This is a genomic window from Fundidesulfovibrio sp. (genome assembly GCF_058402725.1).
In genome coordinates this window covers 1-1,847 of sequence record NZ_JBZVFJ010000314.1, presented here as the reverse complement: position 1 = coordinate 1,847, position 1,847 = coordinate 1, and the positions used below count along the sequence as shown (strand labels likewise).

Annotated in this window: 1 protein-coding gene and 1 pseudogene; one reads left to right on the top strand and one right to left on the bottom strand. The window is 71.0% G+C overall.

What is annotated here, in order from left to right:
• Positions 1–263 (bottom strand): annotated as a pseudogene (locus ACV4UX_RS19115) (hypothetical protein); the annotation flags it as partial.
• Between the two features lie 139 nt (positions 264–402).
• On the opposite strand from ACV4UX_RS19115, the gene ACV4UX_RS19110 reads away from it, so the two are divergent.
• Positions 403–1,740, top strand: a complete 1,338-nt coding sequence (locus ACV4UX_RS19110; RefSeq protein WP_491594865.1) for a dihydrolipoyl dehydrogenase family protein — start codon at positions 403–405, stop codon at positions 1,738–1,740.
• The last annotated feature ends 107 nt before the right edge of the window (positions 1,741–1,847 follow it).

Genomic DNA, 1,847 nt, shown 5'->3' with positions numbered 1-1,847 from the left:
AAGAGCTGCTCGTCGCCTTTCCTGAACTTGAGCCCCCCGCGCAGCTGGGCCTTGATGTCCGGCACCAGCTCCAGTTCGCGCAGCATGTCCAGAAGCAGCACTTCCAGCTCGAACTTGGCCCGGCCCATGATGCTCGTGCTCGAGGCATAGGCCGCGAACGCGCTGCTTGCCGAGGTCAACGCCTTGATGGCCAGGAAACGCCTCGCATAACCCACCGCCCTGGAGATGTCCTCCTTGACGGATTTCGCCGTCGCTCCGCTCATTGGCATCACCATACAGAAGATTTACAGCCCGATCCTCAATGATATCCCGTCACGGCGTTCAGGGCAAGCCTTGCGACGCCCTTGTACGGCACCCCGTCCTGGCGTAGACCGGACCCAAGACGGCCCCACGGGAGGAACCATGTCCCCATCCTACGACGTGCTCGTCATCGGCTCCGGCGCGGCCGGGGCCACCGCCGCCCGCCTCCTCGTCAAGGCCGGACGCTCCGTGGCCCTGGCCGAAGGCGGCGAGTTCGGCGGCACCTGCGCCCTGCGCGGCTGCGAGCCCAAGAAGGTGCTCGCGGAGACCGCCCACGCCGTGGCCCGCGCCCGCGAGATGAGCCGCCGCAACGGCGTGCACGGGCAGCTTTCCATCGACTGGCAGGAGCTGGCGGCGCTCAAGCAGGCCTCCGTGGACTCCGTGCCCCCGCGCGCCGAAGCCTCGCTGGAAATGGCCGGCATCGACCTCTACCACGGCCGCGCCCGCTTCACCGGACCGGACTCCATGGCCGTGGACGGCGAGGAGCTGCGCGCCGGGCACATCCTGCTGGCCACCGGCTCGCGGCCCCACGCCCTGGACATCCCCGGCGCGGAACTCCTGGCCTCCAGCGACGATTTCCTGAACCTCAAGGAGCTGCCCGGGCACATCCTCTTCCTGGGCGGCGGGTACATCGCCCTGGAGTTCGCGCACATCGCGGCCATCGCCGGGGCCAGGGTCACCGTGGCCGCACGGGGCGACCGGCTCCTGCGCCGCTTCGAGCCCGAGATGGTGGCCCCCCTCCTGGCGGCCACCCGCGAACTGGGCGTGGAGCTCCTCACCGACGCGCCGCCGCGCTCCCTCGAACGGACCGCCTCGGGACTGGCCGTGCGCCTGGAGAACGGCGCGGCGCTCGAAGCGGACCTGGTGGTCAACGGCTCGGGGCGCGTGCCGGACCTGGACGGACTGGACCTGGACGCCGCAGGCATCGCAACGCGCGGCGGCCGCCTCGTCCTGGACCCCTGGCTCAAGACCACCAATCCCAAGGTCTACGCCGCCGGGGACGCCGCAGGCATCGCCCAGCTCACCCCCACGGCCGTCATGGAGGCCAAGGCCGCGGCCGCCAACATCCTGGAGGGCGACCACGTCCGGCCCGACCACTCCCTCGTTCCCAGTTGCGTCTTCACCCACCCGCCCCTGGCGGCCGTCGGGCTCACCGAGGCCCGGGCCCGCGCGGCGGGCGTCCCCTTCGAAGTGAAGCAGGCCGTGGACCTCACATGGCCGGAACTCACCCGCCTGGGCATCCGCCGCTCGGGCTACAAGCTCCTGCTGGAACCCGGCGGAGGACGCCTCCTGGGGCTTTCCTACCTGGGTGAGGCCGCCGCCGAGGTGGCCAACCAGGCCATGCTCGTCATGCGCCTGGGACTGCGGCAGAGCGAGATCATGGACGTCGTCTGGGCCTACCCCTCCTTCGGCTACGCCCTGCGCTACATGCTCTCCTGAGGTCCGCCGTGCCGCTCGACGCCTCCGCCCTGCGCGCCCTGCGCGCCCTCTACCCCGGCGACTCCCTGGTCACCGACCCGGCGGAACTCCTGGTCTACGGCGCGGAC

What these genes read in the sequence shown, in the direction of transcription:
- ACV4UX_RS19110 (WP_491594865.1), top strand. Translation starts at nt 403, where the DNA reads ATGTCCCCATCCTACGACGTGCTCGTCATCGGCTCCGGCGCGGCCGGG.